This window comes from Moritella dasanensis ArB 0140, from assembly GCF_000276805.1.
GTDB classification, from domain to species: domain Bacteria; phylum Pseudomonadota; class Gammaproteobacteria; order Enterobacterales; family Moritellaceae; genus Moritella; species Moritella dasanensis.
The window spans coordinates 165,547-186,501 of record NZ_AKXQ01000010.1; the positions used below are offsets into that span (position 1 = coordinate 165,547).

The 20,955-nt window shown below is 40.7% G+C and carries 13 protein-coding genes; 8 read left to right on the forward strand and 5 right to left on the reverse strand.

The window, feature by feature from the left end; all coding sequences use genetic code 11:
* Positions 1-9 precede the first annotated feature (9 nt).
* The 6 genes from A923_RS0110485 (at position 10) to A923_RS23000 (ending at position 10,249) form a co-directional block, all read left to right on the forward strand.
* Entirely contained in the window at positions 10-1,662 is a 1,653-nt protein-coding gene (locus A923_RS0110485) for a GH3 family acyl-acid amido synthetase (RefSeq protein ID WP_017221635.1), read from the forward strand.
* Positions 1,663-1,715: 53 nt separating this feature from the next.
* Complete coding sequence (locus A923_RS0110490; protein WP_017221636.1) at positions 1,716-2,831, forward strand: GNAT family N-acetyltransferase; 1,116 nt, start codon at positions 1,716-1,718, stop codon at positions 2,829-2,831.
* Between the two features lie 139 nt (positions 2,832-2,970).
* Positions 2,971-5,358 carry an efflux RND transporter periplasmic adaptor subunit gene (locus tag A923_RS0110495; RefSeq protein ID WP_017221637.1) on the forward strand — a complete coding sequence of 796 codons (2,388 nt, stop codon included), beginning with the start codon at positions 2,971-2,973 and terminating at the stop codon, positions 5,356-5,358.
* Positions 5,355-8,681 carry an efflux RND transporter permease subunit gene (locus A923_RS0110500; RefSeq protein ID WP_017221638.1) on the forward strand — a complete coding sequence of 1,109 codons (3,327 nt, stop codon included), beginning with the start codon at positions 5,355-5,357 and terminating at the stop codon, positions 8,679-8,681. Before A923_RS0110495 ends, A923_RS0110500 begins: the two co-directional genes overlap by 4 nt.
* Before the next feature lie 25 nt (positions 8,682-8,706).
* Positions 8,707-9,966, forward strand: a complete 1,260-nt coding sequence (locus A923_RS0110505) for a non-ribosomal peptide synthetase (protein WP_017221639.1) — start codon at positions 8,707-8,709, stop codon at positions 9,964-9,966.
* A gap of 115 nt (positions 9,967-10,081) precedes the next feature.
* Positions 10,082-10,249, forward strand: a complete 168-nt coding sequence (locus tag A923_RS23000) for a hypothetical protein (protein WP_157532831.1) — start codon at positions 10,082-10,084, stop codon at positions 10,247-10,249.
* Between the two features lie 35 nt (positions 10,250-10,284).
* On the opposite strand, the gene A923_RS0110515 is transcribed toward A923_RS23000, so the two are convergent.
* From A923_RS0110515 to ubiG, 5 genes are all read right to left on the reverse strand, one after another.
* Entirely contained in the window at positions 10,285-11,127 is an 843-nt protein-coding gene (locus tag A923_RS0110515; RefSeq protein ID WP_017221641.1) for an MbnB/TglH/ChrH family RiPP precursor modification enzyme, read from the reverse strand.
* A gap of 329 nt (positions 11,128-11,456) precedes the next feature.
* Complete coding sequence (yfaE, locus tag A923_RS0110520) at positions 11,457-11,732, reverse strand: class I ribonucleotide reductase maintenance protein YfaE (protein ID WP_017221642.1); 276 nt, start codon at positions 11,730-11,732, stop codon at positions 11,457-11,459.
* Positions 11,732-12,862 carry a class Ia ribonucleoside-diphosphate reductase subunit beta gene (gene nrdB, locus A923_RS0110525; protein WP_017221643.1) on the reverse strand — a complete coding sequence of 377 codons (1,131 nt, stop codon included), beginning with the start codon at positions 12,860-12,862 and terminating at the stop codon, positions 11,732-11,734. The genes yfaE and nrdB overlap by 1 nt, the downstream gene beginning before the upstream one ends.
* 89 nt (positions 12,863-12,951) lie before the next feature.
* Complete coding sequence (gene nrdA, locus A923_RS0110530; protein ID WP_017221644.1) at positions 12,952-15,225, reverse strand: class 1a ribonucleoside-diphosphate reductase subunit alpha; 2,274 nt, start codon at positions 15,223-15,225, stop codon at positions 12,952-12,954.
* A gap of 701 nt (positions 15,226-15,926) precedes the next feature.
* A complete protein-coding gene (gene ubiG, locus A923_RS0110535; protein WP_017221645.1) occupies positions 15,927-16,625 on the reverse strand; it encodes a bifunctional 2-polyprenyl-6-hydroxyphenol methylase/3-demethylubiquinol 3-O-methyltransferase UbiG in 699 nt (232 codons plus the stop codon).
* 259 nt (positions 16,626-16,884) lie between these two features.
* On the opposite strand from ubiG, the gene gyrA reads away from it, so the two are divergent.
* Both gyrA and A923_RS0110545 read left to right on the forward strand, forming a co-directional pair.
* A complete protein-coding gene (gene gyrA, locus A923_RS0110540) occupies positions 16,885-19,599 on the forward strand; it encodes a DNA topoisomerase (ATP-hydrolyzing) subunit A (RefSeq protein ID WP_017221646.1) in 2,715 nt (904 codons plus the stop codon).
* Positions 19,600-20,381: 782 nt separating this feature from the next.
* A complete protein-coding gene (locus A923_RS0110545) occupies positions 20,382-20,939 on the forward strand; it encodes a helix-turn-helix domain-containing protein (protein WP_017221647.1) in 558 nt (185 codons plus the stop codon).
* The last annotated feature ends 16 nt before the right edge of the window (positions 20,940-20,955 follow it).

Sequence of the window (20,955 nt, forward strand, 5' to 3'; positions counted from 1 at the left end):
GGAGATATTATGGCATTAATAAATGGCATTACCCGAAAGGTCGGTTATAAGATCACCCATAAGGTAGCGCAGAGCCTGAGCTCGCGTGGATACAAACAGTTTTGTAAAGCGTTAGCACATCCACAAGCCGTGCAACGTGAAAAGTTGAGTTCATTACTCAAAGTGATTGCACCGAGTGTATCGGGTAAAAAATATAATTTATCCAGTTCGCTATTTTATGAAGAATTTATTCGTAAAGTACCGATTACTGAATACGATGACTGGGCAGCACAAATAGACAAAGCCAGGTCTGGTAGCAGTCAAGAGTTGAGTGTTGAAGCGAATGAGCGATTTCAACCGACGAGTGGTTCAACCTCTAAGATCAAATGGATCCCGTATACACAGTCATTTTTGAATGAACTCGATGCGGCTATTTCTCCCTGGATGATGGATATGTATAAGCATAATCCAGGGATGTTAAAAGGGACGCATTACTGGTCATTATCTTGGGTTCCGACTGAACTAAGACGCACGATCTCTGGCGCGGTTAATGATGATTTAAAACTATTACCTTGGTGGAAACGCATTTTCATGGGGTTAACGAGTTCAGTACCGGAGTCGGTGTCTTTAGCTGACTCTTCAGAGGACTCTCAGTTTGCTACGTTAGCTTATTTACTCGCTGATAAATCACTGTCGTTTTTGTCGGTATGGAGTCCAACGTTTGCGCTTACCTTGTTCGATAATATTATTAAACATAAATTAGAATTGGTGTCGGTACTCGCGACGGGTAAGTGGGGCAAACGTGCCCCCGCATTACCTGACTTAAAATGCCCTAAATCACACCGTGTCGCAGAGTTACTATTACAGTGGCAAGGTGGTATTTCAGCGGAGCTATTACAGCAAATTTGGCCGAAACTCGCGTTGGTGAGCGCGTGGGATACCTCGTCATCTGCTACATGGGCAAATAAATTACAAAATTTACTGCCACAAGGTGAGTTCCAGGGCAAAGGGTTGTGGGCGACTGAAGGCGTGGTCACTATTCCTTTCCAAAATAAGTATCCATTGGCTATATGCAGCCATTTTTATGAGTTTATCGATCTTGATACTGACGAAGTATTTCCTGCTTGGCAATTGACAACAGATCAAATCGTACGCCCTGTATTAACTACGGGTAGTGGCTTGCTGCGTTATGCGATGAAAGATAAATTACGTGTGAGTGGTTTTCTGCAAGATTGCCCTTGTTTTGAATTTTTAGGTCGCTTGGATGGTATTGATCTTGTCGGTGAAAAAATGAGTCCTGAAATTGCGCTTGAAATCATGAAGTCGGCGGAGCAAAACCCACGCTTAACAGCAATCACTGTTTTTGCTGTACCGTCTAATACTCCAAATGAAAAACCATTTTATCTTTTACTGTGTGAACCAAATAGTCATATTTCCGAACTTGAAATGAAGCAGGTTGCAGCGAATGCCGAAGCTGAATTAAAGGCTTGTTTCCATTATCAACTTGCTAGGGATCTTGGTCAGTTGGGGGCGTTAAAAGTATGCTGTAGCCAGAACGCTCGAGACCTCTATTATTCACGTTGTGAAGCGCGCGGTATGGTAATTGGCAATATCAAAATTGAGCCTTTAGTACTTTGGGATATAGATATGCCAAATGTATTTCTAGAGGCCATTGCGGCGTAACGATATCGAAAACACAGCGTATAAAGCTTCATTAAGTCGTAGAGGTAAAGAAAATGGCAAGCAGATTCTATACAAGGCCAGCGCAAGCAAGTGATTCTGATGAATTAATCGCGTTAATCGCAGCGACACCTCAGGCTGGTGCGATTACGATCAATTTTGAACGTACGCCTGATTTCTTCATGGCAACAAAAGTCGTGACTCAAATACTCGATGTGTGGGTCGCTGTTGAGCGTGAAAGCGATCGTGTTGCGGCTATTTTCAGTATTGGTCAGCGTGATGTTTATGTTAATGGTGCACGTCAGAAAGTCCGTTATGGTAATGATTTGCGTATTCACCCTGAGTTTCAAAGTGGCCGTACTTTATTTAACCTGCTTAAATGTTATCGCAAAGCGATGGGCAGTGATTGGATGCAGACGGTGATCTTGAGTGATAACGAAGCCTCATTGAATTCAATGGGTAGTGGACGCAGTATCACCCCGACCTATTATGACTTTGGTGAAATGACCACGCATATGTTGTATTTAACCAAGCCTTGTTTAACGAGGCCGCGTCCAAGTCAAGATAGTAAGTTCAAGATCCGAAAAGCAGATCATAATGATATCGACATGATGCAAGTGTTTTTTGAACAGCAAGCCAAGACTAAACAGTTTTATCCGCATTATGATTTTATTAAATTGTTGAACGGTGATGAGTACTACCGAGGACTCGTTATCAGTAATTATTACTTGATGTTCGAAGGCAACCAGTTAGTGGCAATGGCTGGTATTTGGGACCAGAGTAGTTTTAAGCAAACCCGTTTTGTTGCTTACAGTAAATTGATGTCGGTGGCGCGTTTACTCAATAATGCTTACTCCACGTTATTTGGCGGCATGATGCTACCGAAAGCCGGAGACAAGCTGAGTTATGTGTCGCTACATAGCTTGTTAGTGATTAATGACGATGAAAAGTTATTTTCACGGTTGTTACAGTATATTTACAATGATTGTTTAGCGCAAAATTTTCAGGCATTAGTTTGTGGATTACCGGCGTTAGATGCTCGCCAGCGTATTCTTGAACAATACCGTTCTAAAGTGCTGCACAGCAAACACTTTATTGCGAGTTATCATGATGACCCTCGCAGCAAATTTGATACCACCTACCCGTTATATTTAGAGCCAGCAAGACTGTAAATCGTTTATTTTTATGCCGAGAGTCACTTAGAATATGAGTATTGGTCGTTAGATTGTAAACAGAGAGAATCAAGAATCAAGAATAAAGCAGTTTCGATTTTTTCGAGGCATTCAGTTTGGTTAACAAGGAAGCTAACCGATGAGTAGTAGCCAAAATAAAGATTACATAGCAATGTGGTTCCAAGCACGTAAAGAGTTTGGGATCGGTGACCGGATGAATGTCGGCTTGCTAAATAAAACCACGGATGACATTAACTGGTTTGAATTTGCACACAGTCAAATGGATGGCTTAGGTGGACTTACCACCATATTACGTGAGCATGATTATCCGTGTCAGGTGTTACCAAAAACAGCAGACAAAGTTGCGCCGTCAAATTGGCAGCAAATTAAAATGTTATTTGCTGGTGGCAAATCTAAAGTACCTAAGAAAATGCGTTGGCAAACCACTTTTCCAGATCATGCCGCCGCGAACCTCGCTGAGAATAAACTTGCTCAAGTCACTGATCATAATATTAATACTTATCAGTACAGTAATGATGCCCCTATTGTTAATCGATATTTCAGTCTAGCTGAAACGATTGAGATAAAAAAACTGGCTAAAAAGCATAAAGTGGCACTGAATATCTATCTTTTCTGGGCGTTAAATAGAGCGGTTGCAGATCAGCTCCTCGCTTCTCAACAAGATTATTACTGGCTCTATCCGGTGAATCTACGTGGTGCATTACCGCACATTGCAGAAACCAGTAATTGCTCTTCAGGCATTAATGTGCTGCTTAACAATACGATTGCACCGCGTGATATTCAGTTGCAAGTGAAGCAGCAAATTAAAGCCAAAAGTCATTGGCAGCTTTGGTGGCAAGCGCATATCGGTAAGATCATTGGTGAAAGCGGCGTACGTCGTATTTACCAATATGTCAGTGAACGCCAATTCTATGCTGGTTCATTCAGTTTCTTGGGTAACTGGCCGCTTAAAGATGATAATAACCCACCAATTAATCAAGATGAATTGTGGGTTTGCTGTGGTATCGGTACCAAAAACTACCCCGTATCGACGGGTATTTTATTGTGGCATGATCAGTTGTCTTTGGGGTTAAAACTACACCCTTATATTGCTAAAGACATCAATACGACAGAAGCCGTGATGCAATGTTGGAAGCAGCATTTGTTACAAGGTGATTTACTGACGCCAAAAGAAACGCTTGCTGGTGCTGTTATGAGCGAGGCTGTCGCGCCGATAGTCACATTATCAAAAGCGCATAAGCCCAGTAAGTTTAACCGGGTGTTGCTACCTAAGATCCAGAAAGGTATTCAGCAAGCTAAAACAACGTTATCACCTTATTGGCAACAAGGGCGAGTATTGTTTATTCGCTATAAAAATGTATCCATCCCGCTATCAATTATCTTGTTTACCTTTATCTGCATGACATTATTATCTGTGATCAGACCGCAAAGTCAGATTAGCCCTGAAATTAACCGTTTTCCATCTGTGCGTTATATGGATGTGGCTTTTGACGATGCTGTGATCCCTATTTTTAGTCGTGGCATCGTTGCGGCTAAAACACAAATTAGTCTTAATTCCGAAGTCACTGCAAGGGTTAAATCGGTAGCTGATAATTTTACTGCTGGTGGTTACTTTAATGCAGGCGATGTGCTGTTATCGATGGATGATGAAGCATATCAACTTGAAGTCATTAAAAAGAAGCAGGCCGTAGATGGTGCGTTATTGCACTTAGCTGAGGCTAAAGCAAAAGCCCATGTCGCCCGACGAGGGGTATCGAGCAAAGCAACCAATTTTGCTCGTCACATTCCGCAAATTAATGATGCTAAAAGTCGAGTTAAGGCCGCTGAGGCTGATTTACGTTTAGCCAATATAAAACTAGAACGAGCGGTTATTAAAGCACCATTTTCTGGTCGTGTTAAAACCGTGAGTGTTGGTCGAGGACAGTTAGTTAATTCGGGTGAAATCATTGGCGAGATATACGCGTTAGATAAGATGCATGTGCGACTGCCCGTTGCGGATAAATATCTCACCTTGATGGACTTACCCTTCAAAGTTACCTCATTTAGTCATGACGAGCATACGGAGCATTCAGCTGGCAAGCACACAGTCAAAATGCCTCTCGTTACCCTGTCTGTGAGTGTGAATAATAAGCGTTATCAATGGCAAGGGACGATTACGGGCACTGAAGGTGGATTAGCCGAGAATAGATTGCAGTACGTTGTTGCCGAGGTATTAAACGATCCGGAGCAACCTCTGTATCTACAGCCTGGCCGATTTGTGACTGCCGAAATTGCGGGTCGTGAATTTGAACAAGTGGTTATTATTCCCCGTTTAGCACTGCGTAATGATAATAAAGTGTGGCTGTTGGATGCTGAACAACGTCTTAAAATTGTCTTAGTTGATGTGCTTCATCAAGGCAAAGAACAGGTTTATATCACCAGTGGTTTAAATGCAGGCGACAAACTGATATTAACACCGCTTGATGTCGCGGTAGATGGTATGAAGTTGAACGTGGTGCGCTCATGAGGATCTTAATTACTTGGTTTGCCAAAAATAAAGTCGCTGCAAATTTGATCATGATGGTGATCATCGCACTGGGTTGTTTAGCGTTGCCGGAAACCCGTAAAGAGTTAATTCCGGGTGTGTCATTAGAGCGTATCGCGATCTCGACATTGTATCCTGGCGCAGCTCCCCGAGAAGTGGAAGCGGTTGTCTGCACGCGTATTGAAGCCGTTGTTTATGATATTGCAGGGACGTTAGATTTAACGTCATTTGCGAGTTCAGGCTCTTGTTATACCACCATTGATATTGCCGATGGTTATAGTACCAAAGCGGTATTGGATGAAGTTAAATCAAGGATTGAAAGCATACACTCATTCCCTGAAGAAGTAGCAAAACCAGTTGTCAGTGAATTGATTGAACGCTATCGGGTTGCAAAGCTTATTATTTCTGGTACTGGTGATGAATGGGCATTAAAGCGTTTGGCAGAAAACATTCGTTTAGATTTACTCGAAGATCCGGTTATTTCTGTTATTGAGTTACAAAATGCCAGACCTTACGAAATCAGTATCGCCTTATCTGAAGACAGTTTGGCGCAATATAACTTAAAGTTTGAGGATGTGGTTAATACGTTAAAAGCCACTGCACTTGATTTACCGGGTGGTAGTCTGGCGACAGAGCAGGGTGACATATTGATTCAAACCTTAGGTAAAATTGACAGCGCAGATGACTTTGCCAGTATTATTTTACAAGCGAATGAAGACGGTGGCCGTATCTTACTCAGTGATATTGCGGCTATTCACGATGGTTTTCGTGATGAGGGCACAATGGCCCAGCTTGATGGTCAACGGGCGGTATCATTAGATGTTTACCGGGTGGGCGATCAGAATATTATTGAGGTTGCTGATGTTATAAATAAGTACGTAAAATCGCCCGCAACGTATTTGCCTGAAGGGATCAGTTTGTACGTTTGGCAAGACGATTCTAAGTTGTTCATGAGCCGTATCGATTTATTGGTTGGTAATGTGTTTAGTGGCTTGTGTTTATTGTTTGTCATCTTATTGTTGTTTTTAAATTGGCGTTTATCTTTCTGGGTCAGCTTGGGGATCCCAATTTCATTTATGGGCGCTTTCTGGTTATTACCTGTTTTTGATGGTTCTATTAATATTATTTCTTTGTTCGCCTTCTTATTGGTACTCGGTATTGTCGTTGATGATGCGATTGTTGTCGGTGAAAGTATTTTTACCGAGCAAGCGTCAGGTAACAAAGGCGTTGAGGGGGCGATTGAAGGTGCTTACAAAGTCGCTAAACCTATTACTTTTGCCATTATCACCAGTGTAATTGCTTTTATGCCGTTGCTGTTTTTGCCTGGACCTGAAGGTAAACTCATGCAGGTTATTCCTGTGGTTGTCATTACCACGCTGCTGTTTTCGTTGTTTGAATCGTTATTTATCTTACCTGCGCATTTAAGCCATCAACCCGATGATCACGATACGAGCAAGTTAGCCAATCTGCCTGCTGCTAACGAATCTACCTCGACGTTATCAGCTACAAACGACTCTACTTCACGCCTATTTACTTCAAAATTAAGGTGGTTCATCTGCAAGGTTAAAATGATTGGCCGGGTATTGGAAGGGATACAGACAAAGTTCTCTGCGACATTAGAAACGTTCGTTATCCGTCAATATAAGCCTTTTTTAGACCATGTATTACGCTGGCGTTGGAGTTATATACTTGGGTTTTTAGGATTATTCTTTATTTCTTTAACCTTACTTTCCAGTGGTTGGTTACGGACAGTATTATTTTCGGCCATTGAAGGTGATATTGCCTATGCAAATGTTACGTTTGCAGAAGGCAGTAATCCCCAGAAAACCAAACTTGCGCTGTTAAAAATTGAACATGAAGCCTTGCAATTACAACAAGAATTGACCGATGAATACGGTATTTCTGCTATTGCTCACGTGTATTCAGTTGTGGCTCCGATAAGTAAGTATTCACGCGAATCACAAGCGGCTGCAGATGATCATATTGGCAGAGTTTATTTGGAGTTATCGGTATCGAACGACCGGATAATCTCAGGCCATGACATCATTGGTCGTTGGCGTGATCGGGTTGGAGAAATTGAAGACAGTATTGAATTAAGTTTCGTCTCTGATCTCACTCCGCCCAGTGCCGATATTAATATTGAGTTATCGAGTCGTAATCTAGATGACTTAGCCCAGCAAGCAGACGCGCTAAAAAAAGTTTTAGCAAGATTTGAAGGTGTCTATGATATCCAAGACTCGCAACAGCGTAGTTCAAGGCAAGTACAGCTGGCGCTAAAGCCTGTCGCGCGTGATATGGGACTGACATTAAGTGCACTTGGACAGCAAATTCAGCAGGCATATTTGGGTGTCGAAGTGCAAAGTATGCCACGTGGCGAAGATGAAGTTAAAGTGCAGGTGAGGTATCCAAAAGAGGCAACTAGCTCATTATGGCATTTAGAGAATATGCACATTCAATTACCCAGTGGTGAAGGTGTGCCGCTGTTTACTATTGCAGATGTGAGCTATCAATCGGCAGATCATAATATCAAACGTTATGAACGCAATCGGGTTATGTCTGTCTCTGCATTTGTCGACCCGGGTAAAAATAGCACTAAGGCTGTTATTGCAGACCTTGAGGCTGGTTTTTTACAGCAATTAACCGAAACCACTGCGGTTAAATGGTCGAAAGCCGGTAAACAGAAAAGTATTGTCGAGTTTGTCGATATTTTAACAAGCAGCTATTTATTGGCGTTAATTGCGATGTATTTAGTGATGGCGATTTTATTTAGTTCTTATACCCAACCATTACTGGTGATGTTTGCCATCCCGTTTGGTCTGGTTGGTTCCTTGTTAGGGCATTTGTTGTTAGGGGTTGATGTGACGCTATGGTCTTTTATTGGCATGGTCGCCGTGAGTGGGATCGTGGTCAATGATAACTTAGTTCTCATTGATTATATCAATGAAAAATGCAGCCAAGGCGAGTCATTAGAAACCGCGATCACAAGTGCGGGGGTACGTCGTTTCCGTCCTATTATACTTACTTCGTTAACCACGTTTATTGGCTTAGTGCCGATAATGAGTGAAACCAGCTTACAGGCCCAATTTTTGATCCCGATGGCGATATCATTAGCCTTTGGTGTACTTTTTGCGACGCTTGTTAGCTTGTTATTGGTTCCCGCCGTCTATTTATTGATTCAGGATATGACTACCGCACTCTCGGCGTTACTTTCTAAAAAATCAATCGTTAACAGCCAAGTACTTGATGAGGGTAGTAATCGTAATAGCTATATACCTGATAACCGTGCTGCCGATAGCGCAGCATAACCGTCTTACAGTTCAAGGAGGAACGATGACGTTTAAACGTAAACTTTCACCAACAGAGCGATTTTATATTAGTTGTGATGATTTCAACGCTGAAGAAACCGCTACCTGTGTTGTTAATCAGATGGTACTCGAAGGCCAAGGCAATATTGATATAGCAGCTTGGCAACAAGCGGTAATCAAAGCGTCAGAAGCCCTGCAAGGTACACGATTTAAACTCTCAGGTAAACTTGGCTTTAGCCACTGGGCTGATGCAGGAAAAACCACCGAACTTGAGGTTATCCGTGGCTTAAATTGGGATGGTATGAGTGACAACGCTGCGCCATTCTTAAACCGTCCGTTAGATGTCAAAACCAGTACCGGTTGTGAAGTATTACTGGTACTTGGTGAAGACAGCTGCAAGCATCATATTATTTTTAGAACCCATCATGCAGTGATGGATGGGCGGGGCACCAAGACATTTGCTGATGAAGTTTTACGTGCATTGCGTCAACAGCCATTGCAAGGAGACAATAGCTTTGTCCGAGATGTTGATCTGGCTAAATTAGTGACCTCGGTACCTGGTAAGAAAATTAATGATACGGTGGCAGCGCCGACAGGTGTTCCGCTTGGACATGACTTTGGATCTTCTTGGCAGCGCAGAACCTTACCGGGTAGTTATAAACAGGTTTTAGCCAATGCGGGTATTAGTATCGCCAAATTAGCTAACCTCTATTCAGATTCAGAAGTCAGGATCCAATTACCAGTTGATTTACGTATGCATGACGCCGATATTGTTTCAACGGGTAATTTAACTGGTGGACTATTAATGAATGTATCGCCAGAGACAACGACTGTTGATTGGGCGCAACAAATCAAGTTGAAAATAGCAGGACATGAACATGCAAGAATGCCGCAATTTGCCGGCATTCCGACATTAAATGCATTGAATTGGGTACCATTGACGTGGTTAAAAAAGTTCAATGACAAACTGGCATTAAAACGACAAGCAACAGGGCAATACCGTACTTCTGGGATTATTTCTAATCTCGGCTTCTTGAAAGTGGATGAATACAGCGCTGCAGGTTTTAATTGCACGAGCGTGTTCTTTATTCCGCCGTATTTTAATACCACGGCGCTGTTTTTAGTGTTAGCGGGTAATAAAGATTCAGTGGAAGTTATTTTACGTATCCCACATCAACTCAGTAGTAATGGCCGCGCAGAGCATGCGTTATCGCAAATATGCCATGGTATTTGTTACGGGCATGAACACCCCGTTAAGCCGGCAGGATCTTCCAGCAATTTTTAGCATCCAACCTTGTACTGACCAAAAATACATGACGGGTGAAGCATACGCTTGGGTTAATTGGCTCAAAGTTGGAACGAATTACACAACGCTGCTGGATTGACCGAGTCTAATTGGCATGTCGGGCTCGACGCAAGGTAGCTGTTATCATCATATGTATTTTTCTGGTCGTAATGATGCGTTATATGGCCCGAAGGCCGCAGAGCAGGAGCTTGATTTATATCGGGGGTCATCCGCTGACTTTTATCAGCAAATCATGACAAATCTTGTGAGTGCTGGTTTTTAGCATACTTTTGACAGCGCTGCAGTAGCGCTAGCTGATTAACATGCGTTTTTATAGCGTTGCGATTTAAGGATCATTTTTTGGGCGGTATATGCTTCACGTAGTAGTTCGCTGAGCCGTGGAATATTGGTATCCCATTCAATCAAAGTCGGGATGGTGTTGCAATGTTGCAAGTAATATTCAAATAACTGCCATACTTCCGCAGTTACTTTCTGGCCATGTTCTTGGTCGAAGGTGATGCGGTTATCTTTTATTAGTTTATTGGTACCCGAGAGGTGGATCTCGCTAACAATATGGGTTGGTATTGATGCTAAGTAATCATAAGGATTAAATTCTAGCTGGTGACTGCTGATATGCACATTGTTTATATCGAGTAGTATCTTACAGTTTGTTGCTGCTTGTAATTCAGTTAAAAAGGCCGCTTCTGTAAGGGTGTTGTTTTTATTTTTGCTATAACAGGCCGGATTTTCAATGGCAATTTCTTGACCTAAAATTTGTTGTACTTGGTCTATACGTCCAATCACATGTTTTAAGTTCTCTTCTGTGTAAGGCACTGGTGAGGTGTCGCTATAATGCTGACCAGCAATTGAACTCCAGCCTAAATGCTCAGATATACAAAATGGTTGGTAACGGTCAGCAAGCTTTTTAATGTGATGAATATGGCTAGTATCAAGCAGCTCATGAGAAGAAAGTGCTAAGCCGACGCCGTGTAAACTGATAGGGTAACGGTCACTGGCTTTATCTAAGTAATAAGTCGCTTCTGAGTTAATTTCGAAGTGATTTTCACTGTGTACTTCTAACCAGCCTATATCTACTTGGCTCTTGGTGAGTTGTTCATAATGCGCTGGGCGCATTCCGATTCCAACTAAATCATCTAACATAAAGTGGTCCTATTTTTAAGTCGTGGTACTTATACGTCATTGAAGTGCTGTACGTCATTGAAGTGCTTGTACGTCATTGAAGTGCTGTACGTCATGAAGTGCTGTACGCTATAAAATGCTTGTACGTTATTGAAAGGAGTATGGGTAAGGATTAGCGGTTTTGCAAAGTAAATCACACTCAATCTTGTAAGGTATTGAGAGTTGTATTATATGAGGTGAAAAAATGAATGTTGCGTCACGATATGAAAAAGCCTTAACGTAGTGTATCGCGTTAAGGCTTGGTATTTTTTGTGGTTTTAATACTCGTTAGTTAATTAATAATGAGTATATTATGCTGCAACCGTTATTGTCGCGATTACCGCAAGTGTAATATCACTATTTGCTTTGCAGCAGCAAGGTAATATAGAACCGGGTGCAACAGCCGCTAGTGGTTCGGTGGTATAAGTTACCGACCCAGAAGTCAGTGTTGTTCGACAAGCGCCACAATAGCCTTGGCGACACTGGTATTCAATTTGATGACCAGTGCGTTCAAGTGTATCGAGCAGGGAACTATCTTGATCTGAAATCTGATAGTTACCTGAGTTTGTTGCCAGCGATATCGACATTATAAAACGAATGTACCAATATCTGCGTGGTTAATTTCAGCATTAATCTGACCAACCAAGTAAGAACTGATTTCTGATTCTTGTGGTGCAACTTGTACGTTATCAGATACTAACCAAGCATTGATCCACGGTAGAGGGTTGCTTTGCACTTCAAACGCCATTGGCAAACCAACAGCAGCCATACGTGTATTGGTAATATACTCAACATAATCACAAAGAATATCTTTATTCAAACCAATCATTGAACCGTCTTTGAACAAGTATTCTGCCCATTCTTTTTCTTGTTGTGCTGCATCAATAAAGATTTGCTGTGTTTCTTGGAAGCATTCAATTGAGATCTCTTGCATCTCAGGGTCATCTTTACCGTCAGCCATCAAGTTTAAAATGTGCTGTGTGCTGGTTAAGTGTAATGCTTCATCACGGGCAATTAATTTGATGATTTTCGCATTACCTTCCATTAATTCACGTTCGGCAAAAGCGAAAGAACAAGCAAAACTAACATAGAAACGAACCGCTTCAAGTACGTTTACCGAGACCATTGCGAGGTATAATTTCTTTTTCACTGCACGTTGACTAACGACAATTGTTTCACCGTTGATGACGTGTGTACCTTCACCAAATTGATGTAATTGCTGAGTTGCATTGATTAAATTATCGTAATAACCGGCAATGTCTTTGGCGCGTTTTAAAATTTCTTCATTCGCTACGATATCGTCGAATACTTCTGCTGGATCATTGACGATGTTACGAATGATATGTGTGTATGAGCGCGAGTGAATCGTTTCACTGAATGACCATGTTTCAATCCATGTTTCAACTTCTGGTAATGAAACTAGTGGTAAAAAGGCCACGTTAGGAGAACGACCTTGAATACTGTCTAACAATGTTTGGTATTTCAGATTACTGATGAAAATGTGTTTTTCATGATCAGATAATTGTTGATAATCAATGCGGTCTTTACTTACATCTACTTCTTCAGGACGCCAGAAAAATGATAACTGACGTTCAATCAGTTTTTCAAAAATTTCATGTTTTTGTTGATCATAACGAGCCACGTTAACGGGTTGGCCGAAAAACATTGGTTCTTTTAATTGATCATTTTTAGTTTGGCTAAAAGTAGTGTAGCTCATTGGTTATCTCTGTTTTATACATTAAATTGGCAGCCTAATTAGCTGCCAAATGAAAAGGTGTCGGTTTATTTGGTGAATGTAACGATCATTTAGATCTTACATGCGCCGCCTTCACAGCCTTCGTCTTCTTTAATCACATCAACGTCCGATGCGCCATCACGTGTATTATGATAATAAAGCGTTTTTAAGCCGTATTTATACGCTAACATCAGGTCCGTTAACAGCGTTGTCATTGGCACTTTTTGGCCAGGGAAACGTTGTGGATCATAGTTAGTATTTGACGAAATAGCTTGGTCAACAAACTTCTGCATCAAACCAACAAGTTGTAAATAACCTGTGTTACTTGGAATGTTCCAAAGTAGCTCGTAGTTATCACGTAGATTTTCGTAATCAGGCACAACTTGTTTCAAGATACCGTCTTTACTTGCTTTAATACTGATTAAACCACGTGGTGGCTCAATACCGTTTGTAGCATTTGAAATCTGACTTGATGTTTCTGATGGCATCAATGCTGTTAGCGTTGAGTTACGTAAGCCGTGTTCTTGAATTTCGCCACGTAATGTTTCCCAGTCTAGGTGCAGTTCTTCATCACAAATCTCATCTAGCGCTGACTTATAAGTATCAATTGGTAAGATACCTTGTGAGTAAGTCGTTTCATTGAATGCTAAACATGGACCTCTTTCTTTCGACAGGTTCATTGACGCTTTCAATAGATAGAATTGAATTGCTTCAAACGTTCTATGCGTTAAGTTGTTTGCGCTACCGTCTGAGTATTTCACACCGTTTTTAGCAAGGTAGTATGCGTAGTTAATCACGCCTATACCTAAAGAACGACGCGCCATTGTTGAGTTTTTAGCTGCTGGCATTGGGTAGTCTTGGTAATCAAGTAAACTATCAAGCGCACGTACTGCTAGGTCAGAAAGGTTTTCTAATTCGCTTAAGTCTTTAATCGCACCAAGGTTGAATGCTGATAATGTACAAAGTGCGATTTCGCCTTCTTCATCACCAGGGTGTTGCATTGGTTTTGTTGGCAATGCGATTTCAAGACATAAGTTACTTTGTCTAATCGGTGCTACAGCTGGGTCGAATGGACTGTGTGTATTACAGTGATCTACGTGTTGGATGTAGATACGACCTGTGCTTGCACGTTCTTGCATTACTAAGGCGAACAGTTCGCTGGCTTTAATTGTCTGTTTACGAATTGATGGATCTTGTTCGTAAAGTTTATATAGGCGCTCGAATTCATCCTGGTCTTGGAAGAATGCATCATACAAACCATCAACATCTGACGGGCTGAATAGGGTAATGTCTTTATTATCAATTAAACGTTGGTACATCAAACGGTTAATTTGTACGCCGTAATCAAGATGACGTACACGGTTTTCTTCAACACCACGGTTATTTTTAAGTACTAACAGGGATTCAACTTCTAAATGCCATAGTGGGTAGAATAATGTTGCAGCACCACCACGAACGCCACCTTGTGAGCACGATTTAACGGCTGTTTGGAAGTGTTTGTAGAATGGAATACAACCAGTATGGAAAGCTTCACCACCACGGATTGAACTACCTAATGCACGAATACGACCAGCATTGATACCAATACCAGCACGTTGCGATACATATTTAACAATAGAGTTAGATACCGCATTGATAGAATCTAAGCTATCGTCACACTCAATCAATACACAAGAACTGAATTGACGAGTAGGGGTACGAACGCCCGCCATAATTGGTGTCGGTAGCGATATTTTAAAGCTTGACGTTGCTTCATAGAAACGACGAATGTAGTCCATACGCTCTGATTTATCGTAAGTCGCAAACAAACTTGCTGCAACTAAGATATAGAGAAACTGTGGGCTTTCGAAAATTTCACCAGAAATACGGTTTTGTAATAGGTATTTACCTTCTAGCTGTTTGATAGCACCGTACGAGAAGTTCATGTCGCGCCAGTGATCAAGCAACTCATCCATTTCTGCGAATTCTTCTGCAGTATAGTCAGCTAGTAGGTGAGCATCATAACGATGTGCATCAACATTGAGTTTTACGTGGTCATAAAGCGCTGGCGGTTCAAATTTACCGTAGGCTTTTTTACGTAAGTGGAATACAGCTAAACGCGCTGAAAGATATTGATAATCTGGCGCCTCTTCACTAATTAAATCCGCCGCAGCTTTGATCATTGTTTCATGTATGTCTTCAGTGCGAATACCGTCGTAGAACTGGATGTGAGACTTTAACTCGACCAATGATACCGATACATTATTCAACCCTTTAGCTGCCCATTTGATCACACGATGGATCTTTTCTAGATCGATCGTTTCCTGCTTACCGCTGCGTTTTGTAACTAGTAAATTCTTATTCATTTAGCTGACTAACCTTAAAACAATGTTAAGAATGTGTTTACCAACACTAGTATTGATATTCTTGTTAATACACAAGATGTAGTGTTGTCCTGTATTCATGCATACAAGATAGAGTGATAATTGATATTTGGCAAGTAGCAGTAAACTGAATAACATGTGGATAATTTGGTGAGTTAGTAGCGACTTACATTCTGGCCTCAGTGATCAATTACGGTTAGCAAAAATCAACAGTTAAAGTGAAAAAAAAAAGAAAAAAAAGTGTTGCCACACTTGTGTGAGGATCCTCAAATAATTTGATTATATTTACAGCTAATTAGTTTAGAAAACTACCACGCAAGTATTATCTGCGTATTTTTTGAGGTGGTTGTTATTACAAACAATTACGTTATTTTGTATGCAGCAAGTTTCGTTTTACCTATAAAGTGGATAACTTTGAGTCACTGTGGGTATAGAACAAGTTGCACTGTTTAGCGTTGTGAACAGATAAATGACTATATATAGGCGCGAAATTTAAAACTGGAGCAAAAAGAAAGCGTACAGGAATAGCTCGAAGTAGATAGCAGGCTTGTAGTGACTAATGAGCGGATACTTGGTTAATAGGTTAATAGGTTAATAGATTAATAGTAATAATAATAGATTCGTTGTTTAGTCAAAGTATGAGTCACCTAACAACAGAGCGTTGTTAGGTGATGGTGTTTACATTAATCGATAAGCTGTGTGTGTAGCATATAGTTAACGTCAACATTCTCGCCTAATTTGAACTGGTCAACGATTGGAATGTAATGCAGACCTGTCATGTGGTGACAATATAAGCCTGATTGGTCAACCCAATGCAGCAGTTCAGAAGGACGAATAAATTTCTTATGGTCATGCGTACCGTTAGGCATCATCTTCATAATCTTCTCGGCACCAACAATCATGAACAAGTATGATTTTAAATTACGGTTAATTGTCGAGAAAAATACATGGCCACCTGGTTTAACTAAACGCATACATGCATTAACCACAGAACCGGGATCCGGTACGTGCTCTAGCATTTCCATGCACGTAATGACATCAAAGCTGTTTGGTTGTTCATCTGCTAAGTCTTCGATCAACACTTGACGGTATTCAACCTCTGTACCTGATTCAAGTGCGTGCAATTTAGCCACGTTGAGGGGTTCTTTACCCATATCAACGCCTAATGCTTGTGCGCCGCGGCGAGCCATGCTTTCCGTTAAGATACCGCCACCACAGCCGACATCAAGAACTCTTTTACCAAATAAACCGCCACAACGCTCATCAATGTAGTCTAAGCGTAATGGATTGATTTGATGTAATGGCTTGAAGTCACCTGCTGGATCCCACCAACGACTGGCCATGGCTTCAAATTTAGCGATTTCCTGTTTATCTACATTCATAAAAGTCTTCTTGATATGTTAATAAGGTGAAAAAGAATAGGGCGAAATATAAAAATATGGGCACAGTATATAACGAGAAAATGATTTCAGAAGTATTATTTGTGAGCCGACCAATAAATAATTTGCTAAGCGGTTAATAAAATCGTAATCAACCGAGTTAATTTTCTTATATATTGTATTTGCTGGTAAATATTATGCTAGAATGAATCACTAAAAAAATAATTAGAAAGCACTTTAAAACTTAGGGGTAAAGGCTTATATGAGTAATTTAGCCACAGAAATCACACCTATCAATATTGAAGAAGAATTAAAAAATTCTTATTTAGATTACGCTATGAGCGTTATTGTTGGTCGTGCTCTTCCTGATGTTCGCGATGGCTTAAAGCCAGTTCACCGCCGCGTTTTATTCGCAATGAGCGAATTGAAGAATGATTGGAACAAACCATATAAAAAATCAGCACGTGTTGTTGGTGATGTAATTGGTAAATATCACCCACACGGTGATACAGCTGTTTATGACACTATTGTACGTATGGCGCAGCCTTTCTCTTTGCGCTACATGCTGGTTGATGGTCAAGGTAACTTCGGTTCTGTTGACGGCGACTCTGCTGCTGCAATGCGTTATACCGAAATCAGAATGTCAAAAATCGCGCATGAATTGCTTGCCGATTTAGAAAAGGAAACGGTTGATTACGTACCTAACTATGATGGTACTGAATTCATTCCGGAAGTTATGCCAACGCGTATTCCTAATCTATTGGTTAATGGCTCATCTGGTATTGCCGTAGGTATGGCAACCAATATCCCACCTCATAGTTTAAACGAGGTGATTAATGGTTGTTTAGCATTAATTAAAAATCCAGACTTAAGTCTTGAAGAATTAATGGAATACATTCCAGGCCCAGATTTTCCAACACACGGTATCATTAATGGTAAAGCGGGCATCGAGCAAGCTTATCGTACCGGTCGTGGTAAAATTCATATTCGCGCTCGCGCAGATATTGAAGTCAACGAACGTGGTAGAGAAACAATCGTTGTTCACGAACTACCGTACCAAGTAAACAAAGCACGCTTGATTGAAAGTATTGCTGAGTTTGTTAAAGACAAGAAAATTGAAGGCATCAGTGCCTTACGCGACGAATCTGATAAAGATGGTATGCGTATGGTTGTTGAAGTCAAACGTGATGCTGTTGGTGAAGTTGTATTAAACAACCTTTATGCGCAAACACGTATGCAAATCGTGTTTGGTATAAACATGGTTGCCTTGATCGACAAACAACCAAAGATCTTTACGTTAAAAGAAATGCTAGATGCATTCTTACGTCATCGTCGTGAAGTTGTTACACGTCGTACCGTATTTGAACTGCGTAAAGCGCGTGAACGTGCTCATATCCTTGAGTCGTTAGCGATTGCATTAGCAAATATTGATGACATTATTGCTCTAATTAAGCAATCACCAACATCGACAGAAGCAAAACAAGCCTTAATTAGCCGCGGTTGGCAGTTAGGTGGCGTTGCTGCAATGTTAGAACGTGCTGGTGATAATGCTGCTCGTCCTGAATGGTTAGAAGCTGAGTTTGGTATTCGTGAAGGTTCGTATTTCTTAACTGAAATTCAAGCACAAGCAATCCTAGACTTACGTTTACACAAACTAACAGGGCTAGAACACGAGAAAATTCTTAACGAATATAAAGATTTACTCGAAGTTATTGCTGAGTTATTACATATTCTTAATACGCCTACGCGTTTACTTGAAGTGATCACTGAAGAGCTACAAGCTTCAAAAGATAACTTTGGTGACGAACGTCGTACTGAGATCTCGGCAAGCAGTGCAGATATTAATTTAGAAGACTTAATTGAACGTGAAGATGTTGTAGTGACATTGTCTCATGAAGGTTATGTTAAGTATCAGCCTCTTACTGATTATGACGCGCAACGTCGTGGTGGTAAAGGTAAGTCAGCAACGAAGATGAAAGAAGAAGATTTCATCGAACGTCTGTTGGTTGCTAATACACATGATCATATTCTGTGCTTCTCAAGCCGTGGTCGCTTGTACTGGATGAAGGTATATCAATTACCATTAGCTAGTCGTCAAGCCCGTGGTAAGCCAATTGTTAACTTACTACCACTGGAAGAAGGCGAGCGTATTACTGCGATCCTACCAGTGTCTGAGTTTGAAGATAATAAGTTTGTCTTCATGGCAACGGCGAACGGTACAGTGAAGAAAACAGCATTAAGTGCATACAGCAAGCCTCGTGCTGGCGGTATCATCGCTGTTAACCTGAGTGAAGGGAATGAACTAATCGGTGTTGATATTACTGATGGTACTAACGACATTATGTTGTTCTCTGATGAAGGTAAAGTAGTACGTTTCTGCGAGTTTGAAGAAACGCCTGTACTTGACGAAGAAGGTAACCCGGTTCTAGATGAAGACGGTAAGCCTGAAATTAAGTTTAAAGGTGTGCGTCCTATGGGTCGTACAGCGACTGGTGTTCGTGGTATCAAACTTGACGAAGGTCAAAGAGTTGTGTCTCTGATCGTACCGAAGAACGATGGTGCAATCTTAACGGCAACTGAAAACGGTTACGGTAAACGTACTGAACTTGCAGAATACCCAGCGAAGAGTCGCGGTACTAAGGGTGTTGTTTCAATTAAAGTAAGTGAACGTAACGGTAAAGTTGTTGGCGCAACACAGGTACTTGACGGTGATGAGATTATGCTTATTACCAATGGCGGCACGTTAGTAAGAACACGTGCTTCTGAAGTATCTACTGTTGGTCGTAACACGCAAGGTGTTCGTCTAATCCGTACTGGTGAAGATGAGCTCGTTGTTGGTTTACAGCGTATCGATGAAATTGAAATCGATGAGAACGCCGTTGTTTTTGATGATGCAGAAAATGCAGCAGCAGTAACAGACGTTCCAGCAACGCCAACTGATGCTGAAGACAGCGCAGAAGAAGCTACTGAAGAGTAATTAGGCTAGTACGTAAGTACTGAACTAGATTAACTTCATAAGGCCTGTTACTCCTAGAGTAACAGGCCTTTTTTATTTTTAATATTTACGCTTTAATTGGGATTTTAAAATTATGAAATATATTTGGATAAAGATCTTATTAACGGTTTTGGTATTCGCAGGACTTTTTGCTGGGGTCTACTACAAAGTGGCAAGCGGTACTATGTAACCGAAGGTTAATATGTACTGTAATCGATGACGTTGAAATTGATGAGAACGCAATTGATGTTGAAGACAGTGCAGAAGAAGCTACTGAAGAGTAATTAGGCTAGTACGTCAGTACTGAACTAGATTAACTTCATAAGGCCCGTTATTCCTAGAGTAACAGGCCTTTTCTGTGCGTATACTATAACCCCTTACACGCATCTCAGATCTGATCGATTCAATGAACGGACTTGCTGAATATACACAACTCCATTTAACTGATGTTATATACAGTGTTATTCATGCTCTTATAATTGCAATCACGGTTTGTCAGAAAACAGTCTTGTTTAGCTTGTTATTAAAAATTTAAGTTAATATACTCAGATACATAGCGAGTTTTTATTTTAATTAACAAGACTCAAAAATTAATTTACAGGACGGCTCTTTTTCACAAAAATCAATATTTACGCTATTTGAGGTATAGTCTTAGTTTTCAGTCGATTGATTGTACTTTGTAGTAGTGAATGGATTTGGGAGATCGAGACGTCCTACTATACAAATGTTATGTACCCAAGGTTTATCAATATTATGGAATATGCATGAAAGTTAGCAACCCTCTTACAATTATTGCTATTTTCGCTGGTGTAGCGGAAACATTGGCTACAGTCGCATTAGTTCAATTACCCTTAGAAATACAATCTATTTTTGTCTATTTCGTTATGGCTTTTCCTGCAACTATCGTGTTGTTATTTTTCTTTGTGCTCTATTTTAAAAACACAGTGCTATATGCTCCTAGTGATTTTGATGACCAAAGCCATTACCTCGAAGCCAACAACTTGAAAGAAAAAGTTAATAATAAATTGGAATTAATATTCAAAGATATAAACGAGCGTGGATCAAAGTTATCTAAAGAAGAATTGAACCGAGCAAAATCTTCGTTAGCTAAAACAATCACAAAGGAAACAATGTCTCCATCAATGCTTACAATTCTAAATCATTTGACTAAAAAACCTTCAAGTTTGCATGATCTTTCTATAATTTTAGGCGTCACAAGAGAGCGAGTAAGACAACTCTTAATTCATTTAGAACAAAACGGTTTGGTTGAACAAGTAAAAGATGCTCACGGAGCAGGTATCCTTTGGAAAGCGAGTACATAACAAATAAGAATAGGTG

Coding starts and splice junctions, on each gene's coding strand:
- A923_RS0110485 (WP_017221635.1), top strand. CDS start 10: ATGGCATTAATAAATGGCATTACCCGAAAGGTCGGTTATAAGATCACC.
- A923_RS0110490 (WP_017221636.1), top strand. CDS start 1,716: ATGGCAAGCAGATTCTATACAAGGCCAGCGCAAGCAAGTGATTCTGAT.
- A923_RS0110495 (WP_017221637.1), top strand. CDS start 2,971: ATGAGTAGTAGCCAAAATAAAGATTACATAGCAATGTGGTTCCAAGCA.
- A923_RS0110500 (WP_017221638.1), top strand. CDS start 5,355: ATGAGGATCTTAATTACTTGGTTTGCCAAAAATAAAGTCGCTGCAAAT.
- A923_RS0110505 (WP_017221639.1), top strand. CDS start 8,707: ATGACGTTTAAACGTAAACTTTCACCAACAGAGCGATTTTATATTAGT.
- A923_RS23000 (WP_157532831.1), top strand. CDS start 10,082: ATGTCGGGCTCGACGCAAGGTAGCTGTTATCATCATATGTATTTTTCT.
- A923_RS0110515 (WP_017221641.1), bottom strand. CDS start 11,127: ATGTTAGATGATTTAGTTGGAATCGGAATGCGCCCAGCGCATTATGAA.
- yfaE (WP_017221642.1), bottom strand. CDS start 11,732: ATGTCGATATCGCTGGCAACAAACTCAGGTAACTATCAGATTTCAGAT.
- nrdB (WP_017221643.1), bottom strand. CDS start 12,862: ATGAGCTACACTACTTTTAGCCAAACTAAAAATGATCAATTAAAAGAA.
- nrdA (WP_017221644.1), bottom strand. CDS start 15,225: ATGAATAAGAATTTACTAGTTACAAAACGCAGCGGTAAGCAGGAAACG.
- ubiG (WP_017221645.1), bottom strand. CDS start 16,625: ATGAATGTAGATAAACAGGAAATCGCTAAATTTGAAGCCATGGCCAGT.
- gyrA (WP_017221646.1), top strand. CDS start 16,885: ATGAGTAATTTAGCCACAGAAATCACACCTATCAATATTGAAGAAGAA.
- A923_RS0110545 (WP_017221647.1), top strand. CDS start 20,382: ATGAAAGTTAGCAACCCTCTTACAATTATTGCTATTTTCGCTGGTGTA.